Source organism: Pseudomonas sp. NBRC 111140 (assembly GCF_001320885.1).
GTDB lineage: Bacteria > Pseudomonadota > Gammaproteobacteria > Pseudomonadales > Pseudomonadaceae > Aquipseudomonas > Aquipseudomonas putida_P.
In genome coordinates, this window is the sequence record NZ_BCBQ01000157.1 from 1 (window position 1) to 6,783 (window position 6,783).

Consider the following 6,783-nt stretch of genomic DNA (forward strand, 5'->3'; position numbering starts at 1 on the left):
CGGTGCTGTCGTCGTTCGATGAAGGTTGCGACCTGGTGCTGTACTACAAGCACCTGATGGTGCTGAACGGCGACACTGAGTACAGCCTGCACTTCAACCAGACCGACGTGCTGACCGACGCCCAGCGCAACTATGCCGAGCAGCAATACGCGCTGTTCCGTAGCTGGTACGCCAGCTGGTCGGCCGAGCAGAACCTGGCCTGAGGCAGCCACGGTTCTCTGAGGGAGCGGGCGATGAACTTGTGCCCGGGCATCAGCGCACCGCTCCACACCGCCCAATCACTCCAGCCCACATCGGCAATGCAGCGGTGGCACGGGGAATTACCTTGAGTTCAAATGCGGCACGGGCAAAGCCGCCCAGGCGCGCAGACGCTTCAAAGGCTCGCAAGGCATTGAGTGACAGGGCATGACGGGTGGGGCTATCGAGGTACACGGCTTCAGGCCTATTTTTTCGGGCCTATCATTCCAAGAATTTGACGTTGTGACCAACTGTCACACGCATTAACGTGGAGCTGCCTGACTGGCACCGTCCGAATACCTTCAAGGAAATCAAATGCCGTACAACAGCGGGACCCAAGCGTTCAGGCAGGGTGCCCACAACGCCCTGCCCTTGACCTCTGGCATCGTGCCCTTTGGCCTGATCACCGGGGTCACCGCCATCGGCATGGGCCTGTCACCGTCCGATGCCATCGGCATGACCCTGCTGTTCTATTCCGGGTCGGCGCAGATGGTGGTAATGCAGTTGATGCAGAACGCCGCCCTCCCGGTGACCATGGTGGTTACCGCGCTGGTCATCAACCTGCGCTTCCTGATGTACAGCGCCAGCCTGGCCCCGCACCTGGGGCAGCTGCCGCGCCGGCAAAAATGGCCGATGGCCTACATGCTGTCCGACCAGTCGTTCGCCCTGTGCACGCTGAAGATCGGCGCGGGTGGGCTGGGGCAGCATGCCTACCCCTACTACGCCGGTACGGCTATCACCATGTTCTTCGGCTGGAACCTCTCGGTGCTGGCTGGTATGTACCTGGGCGCGGGCATTCCGGAAGACTGGTCGCTGGGTTTCGCCATCCCCCTGTCGTTCCTGGCCCTGTTGATACCCGGCATACGCAATGCAGCCACGCTTGGCGCGGCGCTGACCGGTGGTGTGCTCGCCGTGCTGGCAGCCGACCTGCCGTACAACCTCGGCCTGCTGACGGGTGCGTTGGGCGGCATCACCGCCGGGCTGGTTATCGAGAGCTGGAAAACACCGCAAGCAATGCCTGAAGCCAACAGCGAACAGGAAGCATCATGAGCGAAATGACTCAATGGATAACCTTCGCCCTGATCGGCCTGGGCACGTTCGCCATCCGCCTGTCGTTCATCGAACTGCACACGGTGCTGCGCATTCCACCGCTGTTTCGCCGGGCACTGGCGTATGTGCCGGCCAGCGTACTGGCAGCACTGGTACTACCGGCGGTGGTGTTCCCGGACCGTCATGCCGGGTTCGACTGGATGAACCCGCAGATACCGGCGGCGGTACTGGCGGCACTGGTGGCGTGGCGCACGCGTAGTACGTTGCTGACACTGGTAGTGGGCATGGGCGTGTTATGGGCGCTCAAGCACTGGGGGCTATAGCCACAAACAGCCCTCAGGAAAAATCGGCAGGATGTTCTGCACAGAATTCGTTTGAGGTCCTTGGCCTTATTGTCCATGGTGGCAGGCTGGTAGCTACTTGCCACGCGTGGACGCAGGCGCATGACGATGCCTGCGTTGGGGGACGTTATCGGATCCCCCCATAATAAGAGAGGACAAGGAAATGCAATCCAACAGTTTGAAGCAAAGCCTCAAGCAGCGGCATATCACCATGATCGCGCTGGGTGGGGTGATCGGTGCAGGGCTGTTCATGGGCTCAGGCTCACTGATCGCATCGGCGGGGCCTGCGGCCATTTTGTCGTATTTCATTGGCGGCCTGGTGGTTACCCTGGTCATGTTCATGCTTGGCGAAATGGCCTGCCGCAACCCGGATGCCGGGTCGTTCTCGACCTACGCCAACACCTACCTCGGCGACTGGGCCGGCTTTGCGGTTGGCTGGCTGTACTGGTTCAAGTCGATGATGACCATCACCCTCGAGGCGGTGCTGCTGGGCGCGATCTTGCATGACTTCCTGCCCTGGCTGCCGATTTGGGCGGGTGCCTTCCTGATGCTGGTGACCCTGATGGCCAGCAACGCCTACTCGGTGCGTTCGTTTGCCGAAGTGGAGTATTGGCTGGCGGCGATGAAAGTGGCGACCATCCTCATCTTCATGCTGCTGGGCCTCTCGATCCTGCTTGGCCTGCACAGCGACATTCCCTCGCCCGGCCTGGTCAACCTCACCGCCCATGACGGCTTCATGCCCAATGGCCTGTCTCCGGTGATGGCCGGCGTGATCGTGGTGATCTTCTCGCTGGGCGGCAGCGAAATTGCCGCTGTGGCTGCAGGTGAATCGGAGAACCCAAGGCAGAACGTGATTCGCGCGATCAAGAGCGTGATCCTGCGGGTGATGCTGTTCTACGTGGGTTCAGTGTCGATCCTGATCCTGTGCCTGCCGTGGACCGACAAGGCCAACCTGGCCTCGCCCTACGTTTCACTGTTCAGCCTGGCCGGTTTCGGTGGTGCTGCGGTAGCCATGAAACTGGTGCTGTTCGTCTCGTTCATGTCGGTGATGAACTCGTTCATGTTCTCCAACTCGCGCATGCTGTTCTCGCTGAGCCAACGCGGTCACGCGCCCAAACTGTTCTCGCGCACCAGCGCCAAGGGCGTGCCGATCAATGCACTGCTGCTGAGCCTGTCGATCTGCACCCAGATCCTGACCGTGCACTTTGTCAGCGGCGGCGACCTGTTCATGACCCTGGCCAAGAGCACCGGCAGCCTGGTGATGGTCGTATGGATCTTCATCATCATCGCCCATGTTGCCATGCGCTGGAAAACCCGCCACGAAGCGATCGACCCGAACGCCTTCCGCGCCTGGCTGTTCCCGTATGCCAACATCGTTGCGCTGCTCGCCTTGCTGACGGTGATCGGCACTCAGGCGTTCGAACCGGCGTCGCGCTTCCAGTTCTGGTTCACGGTGCTGACGGTGCTGCTGGTCGTGGCGGGGTACTTCGTGATGCGTCAGCGCCTGACCGGCAAGCTGGCGACCAACTGAGAGCAAGGGGATTGCCGCGCATTGACCGCGGGCAAATGGAATTACCATCGCGCGTTGCAATGGATGTGAGGCGGGTGTGTAGGAAAGGGTAGAAATGGCGTCCCAGGCAGGAATTGAACCTGCAACCTTCCCCTTAGGAGGGGGATGCTCTATCCAATTGAGCTACTGAGACGCAAGCACCGGCAGCAAGCGCTGCACAGCGGGACGGCAAGCATGTTAACCAGCATGCTGGCATTTGTCATGTCTGCGCCGGGCTTTTTCGCGTAATCCTTTTCTGGAAGCGCTATGCCCGAGGTAACACACCCTCGTCGCACAGCACCGCGAAAAGCCCCGCGACAGCCACCTCCAGTGCAGTGGAGTTGTCCAGCACATGCACCGACGGGTCTGTTGCCGTACGCAAGCGAACGCTGCGTGCCAGACGCTGTTCCACTTCATCTGCAGTTTCCCGGCCCCGGGCCAACAAGCGCTGGCGCAGTACCTCCGGCTTGACCTCGACCATCACGGCCAGCAAGTCCGGATAGCGCTGACAAGCCTCTGCCAGATAAGCCCGCGAGCCATTCACCAACACCGACCTGCCCGCCGCCAGCCACTGGTCCACCTGCCGAGGAATGCCGTAGTCCAGGCCATTGGCCCGCCAGTGCATGGCAAATTCACCCTGCGCCCGCAAGGCTTCAAACTGATCGGGCGTGACACCTTGAGCGGCTTCGCCTTTGGCTTCGGCCGAGCGCGTAATGACGCGACGGGCAATTTCCACCCCGGCTGCTTCCAACCGCTCACGCGAAGCGTCGATCAGGGAATCTTTCCCCGCCCCCGACGGTCCTATCAGAAATATCAACCGGCCCGTCCCTGATCGGTGGTCGCTTGCGTCATGTTGCATAGCCACTATGCTCTATGAAAGGGAAACCGGCGCATTCTAGGGGTTTTCCAGGCCTTTTGCTGTGTTTTACCAGTTTTTGACGGCAAAAGACTGACGGTCAGGCAAGCCGGAGTATGTAAAACTTTTCAAACCAGTGCTCATTTCTGATAATTGGTACTGGCATAAAGCCTTTATCCGGCTCACTATTTGTCACAGAATTGACGCCAAGGAAACGGCGACCATGAGGCAAGATGAGCATCCATTTTTCACTGACGGTTGAACATTTTGTCGTCGCCACGGTCGTACTTCCATCCCGTGCGGCCAATTTGAGAACCGCTTCCCCTGAACCAAACTCCGGTCAATTTATATGCGCCCAATGAAACAGGCTATTTATTCCAGCCGCACCGCTGACAAGTTTGTCGTCCGCCTGCCAGACGGGATGCGTGAGCGCATTGCCGAGGTAGCGCGCAACCATCACCGCAGCATGAACTCCGAGATTATCGCGCGCCTGGAACAGAGCCTTATCCAGGAAGGCGCGCTGGGTGACGAGTTGAGCATGCGCCTGGACAGCCCTGAACTGTCCCTGCATGAGCGCGAGTTGCTGCAGCGCTTCCGCCAACTTTCCCACCGCCAGCAAAACGCCCTGGTCGCCCTCATCGCTCACGATGTGGAAATGGCCACCGACGCTTCCTGAGGTTTGCAGCGAACATGAAAAAGCCAGCGTAAGCTGGCTTTTTTGTGGGTGACTGACTGGCAGCAACATATCCCTGCGGGGGTTGCCCCCACAGGGGAAAAACGACCTACAGCAGGAACAGCGTAGCCAGGCCAAGGAAGATGAAGAATCCGCCGCTGTCGGTTACGGCAGTGATCATCACACTCGCCCCCATTGCCGGGTCGCGCCCCAAGCGGGCCAATGTCATCGGGATCAGCACCCCCATCAGCGCCGCCAGCAACAGATTCAAGGTCATCGCGGCGGTCATCACCACCCCCAGTGACCAGCTGCCATACAGCCAGAACGCCACCGCACCGATCACACCACCCCACACCAGGCCGTTGATCAGCGACACCGCCAACTCCTTGCGCATCAGGCGGCTGGTGTTGCCTGGCGACACCTGGTCCAGCGCCATGGCGCGCACGATCATGGTGATGGTCTGGTTACCCGAGTTGCCACCAATGCCCGCAACGATCGGCATCAACGCAGCCAACGCCACCAGTTTTTCAATCGACCCTTCAAACAGCCCGATCACTCGCGAAGCCACAAAGGCGGTAATCAGATTGATCGCCAGCCATGCCCAACGGTTGCGAAACGAACGCCACACCGAAGCGAAAATATCTTCCTCTTCACGCAGACCCGCCATGTTGAGGACTTCGCTCTCGCTCTCCTCACGGATCAGGTCGACCATCTCATCAATGGTCAAACGACCAATCAGGCGCTCGCTCTTGTCTACTACGGGTGCCGATACCAGGTCATAACGCTCGAAAGCCTGCGCCGCATCATAGGCATCTTCCTCGGGCTGGAAGGAAACCGGGTCGGTCGCCATGACCTCCGCCACCTTCTTCTCGGGGTCGTTGACCAGCAGGCGCTTGATCGGCAGTACCCCCTTGAGGATGCCGTCGTAATCGACCACGAACAGTTTGTCGGTGTGGTTCGGCAGCTCTTTCAGGCGGCGCAGGTAGCGCAGCACCACTTCCAGGCTGACGTCTTCGCGGATGGTGACCATCTCGAAGTCCATCAACGCACCGACCTGCTCCTCGTCGTAGCTCAACGCCGAACGTACGCGTTCGCGCTGCTGGGCATCGAGGGTTTCCATCAGCTCGTGAACAACGTCACGCGGCAGCTCAGGGGCCAGGTCGGCCAGCTCGTCGGCGTCCATCTCCTTGGCAGCAGCCAGCAGCTCGTGATCGTCCATGTCGGCGATCAGGGATTGGCGAACCGAGTCGGAAACTTCAAGCAGGATGTCGCCATCGCGATCCGAGCGCACCAGCTGCCAGACCGTCAGGCGGTCTTCCAGGGGCAAGGCTTCGAGGATGTAGGCGATGTCGGCGGGGTGCAGGTCATCGAGCTTGCGTTGCAGCTCGACGAGGTTCTGGCGGTGGACCAGGTTTTCCACCAGGTCGTTGTGCGCGCCTTCCTGGCGATGGGTCAGGTCTTCGACCACGCGCTGACGCTGCAGCAGTTCGACCACCTGGGCCAGGCGATCCTGCAGGCTTTCTTGCGCTTTTTTTACTTCTACTTCAGTCATAGGCGAACTCCACTCCCAGCAGCGGAGCACGCCGGGAGAATCAATCGGTCAGATCTTTCTGTATGAATCTTGTTAGCGAGTAACTACTGGGTAAGTCCATGGTGGTTTTCCACAAGCCCCGGCGGGGCTGACGGGCGCAATCATACACTGCTAAAGCTGTCAGATCGCTTAAATTTTTGGCTAGAACAATCGTTTGCGCGATAAAGCTGGGACAACGCTCGAAGCTATGAGTGCGACGGTTGTCGTGGATGGGAAAGCACATTTGATTTAGGGTGCCGCGCGCGGCGCCAAGCTACACCACAATCATTACAGAAGAGCGTAGATCGACATGAGCAACAATTCAGCGCTGCAGAAAAACAAAAAGCCCGCTCGATTGAGCGGGCTTCTTGATGGGATATGGTGGACTCAGCAGGATTCGAACCTGCGACCGCTCGGTTCGTAGCCGAGTACTCTATCCAGCTGAGCTATGAGTCCACAATTGGTAGTTTTAAACCAGTTACCGCTGGTTGACTGAAGTAGCCTTGC

Annotated in this window: 7 protein-coding genes, 2 tRNA genes and 2 pseudogenes; 5 read left to right on the forward strand and 6 right to left on the reverse strand. The window is 59.4% G+C overall.

Features of this window, described 5'->3' with window-relative positions:
* Positions 1–203, forward strand: a pseudogene (locus APH42_RS28100) (dihydrodipicolinate synthase family protein); the annotation flags it as partial.
* A 94-nt stretch (positions 204–297) separates the two neighbouring features.
* Here the strand turns inward: APH42_RS28100 and APH42_RS30640 are convergent.
* Positions 298–432 (reverse strand): annotated as a pseudogene (locus APH42_RS30640) (LysR family transcriptional regulator); the annotation flags it as partial.
* Positions 433–552: 120 nt separating this feature from the next.
* Here APH42_RS30640 and APH42_RS28105 point away from each other — a divergent pair.
* The 3 genes from APH42_RS28105 (at position 553) to APH42_RS28115 (ending at position 3,159) form a co-directional block, all read left to right on the forward strand.
* Positions 553–1,287 (forward strand): AzlC family ABC transporter permease, encoded by a 735-nt coding sequence (locus APH42_RS28105; protein ID WP_012273550.1) that lies wholly within the window; start codon positions 553–555, stop codon positions 1,285–1,287.
* Positions 1,284–1,610 (forward strand): AzlD domain-containing protein, encoded by a 327-nt coding sequence (locus APH42_RS28110; protein WP_012273551.1) that lies wholly within the window; start codon positions 1,284–1,286, stop codon positions 1,608–1,610. The genes APH42_RS28105 and APH42_RS28110 overlap by 4 nt, the downstream gene beginning before the upstream one ends.
* 181 nt (positions 1,611–1,791) lie before the next feature.
* Positions 1,792–3,159 (forward strand): amino acid permease, encoded by a 1,368-nt coding sequence (locus APH42_RS28115; protein WP_060494703.1) that lies wholly within the window; start codon positions 1,792–1,794, stop codon positions 3,157–3,159.
* Between the two features lie 95 nt (positions 3,160–3,254).
* Here APH42_RS28115 and APH42_RS28120 read toward each other — a convergent pair.
* From APH42_RS28120 to APH42_RS30015, 3 genes are all read right to left on the reverse strand, one after another.
* A tRNA-Arg gene (locus APH42_RS28120) sits at positions 3,255–3,331 on the reverse strand.
* A gap of 111 nt (positions 3,332–3,442) precedes the next feature.
* The gene (gene phnN, locus APH42_RS28125; protein WP_060494704.1) at positions 3,443–4,036 is read right to left on the reverse strand and encodes a phosphonate metabolism protein/1,5-bisphosphokinase (PRPP-forming) PhnN; all 594 of its coding nucleotides are present in this window, start codon (positions 4,034–4,036) and stop codon (positions 3,443–3,445) included.
* A 97-nt stretch (positions 4,037–4,133) separates the two neighbouring features.
* Entirely contained in the window at positions 4,134–4,313 is a 180-nt protein-coding gene (locus tag APH42_RS30015) for a hypothetical protein (protein ID WP_148043785.1), read from the reverse strand.
* A 69-nt stretch (positions 4,314–4,382) separates the two neighbouring features.
* Here APH42_RS30015 and APH42_RS28130 point away from each other — a divergent pair, with 69 nt between their 5' ends.
* Complete coding sequence (locus APH42_RS28130; RefSeq protein WP_012273554.1) at positions 4,383–4,709, forward strand: Arc family DNA-binding protein; 327 nt, start codon at positions 4,383–4,385, stop codon at positions 4,707–4,709.
* Positions 4,710–4,815: 106 nt separating this feature from the next.
* Here APH42_RS28130 and mgtE read toward each other — a convergent pair whose 3' ends face one another.
* Positions 4,816–6,258 carry a magnesium transporter gene (gene mgtE / locus APH42_RS28135; protein ID WP_012273555.1) on the reverse strand — a complete coding sequence of 481 codons (1,443 nt, stop codon included), beginning with the start codon at positions 6,256–6,258 and terminating at the stop codon, positions 4,816–4,818.
* A gap of 397 nt (positions 6,259–6,655) precedes the next feature.
* A tRNA-Arg gene (locus APH42_RS28140) sits at positions 6,656–6,732 on the reverse strand.
* Between the last annotated feature and the right edge of the window lie 51 nt (positions 6,733–6,783).